1 protein-coding gene is annotated in these 324 nt (G+C 64.5%); it reads right to left on the reverse strand.

Going from position 1 to position 324, the window contains the following annotated elements:
* Nucleotides 1-136 precede the first annotated feature (136 nt).
* Nucleotides 137-324, reverse strand: a 188-nt coding sequence (locus tag SM755_RS23370) for a hypothetical protein (RefSeq protein WP_323174797.1), incomplete at its 5' end; no start/stop codon positions are given.

Raw genomic sequence — 324 nt, forward strand, 5'->3', positions numbered from 1 at the left:
ATCTCGGAGATGTCCGAGACGTATTCAAGCGGTGTATTCGCCTTGTCCGACCCTTCCACGAGGTCGCCGACGAGCTGGGCCTGACCGGCACCCTCTCGACGCTCAGCACCGCCCGTACACGTACCACTCTCGTCGCTCATACGACACCACCGCCGATAACGAGCAACCAGGCGAGGTTGTTCGCGACGGCTATCGCGTGGAGAACGGTCCCGACTCCTAACGCGTACAGTCGAACGATCCGATCACCCGCCCATACCACGATCGCGGCGACGGCGGCCAGCGCCACGCCCTTCGCGACGATCATGCCGACAACCCCGCCGGCGT

This window comes from Natrialba sp. PRR66 (genome assembly GCF_034808065.1).
Lineage (GTDB): Archaea > Halobacteriota > Halobacteria > Halobacteriales > Natrialbaceae > Natrialba > Natrialba aegyptia.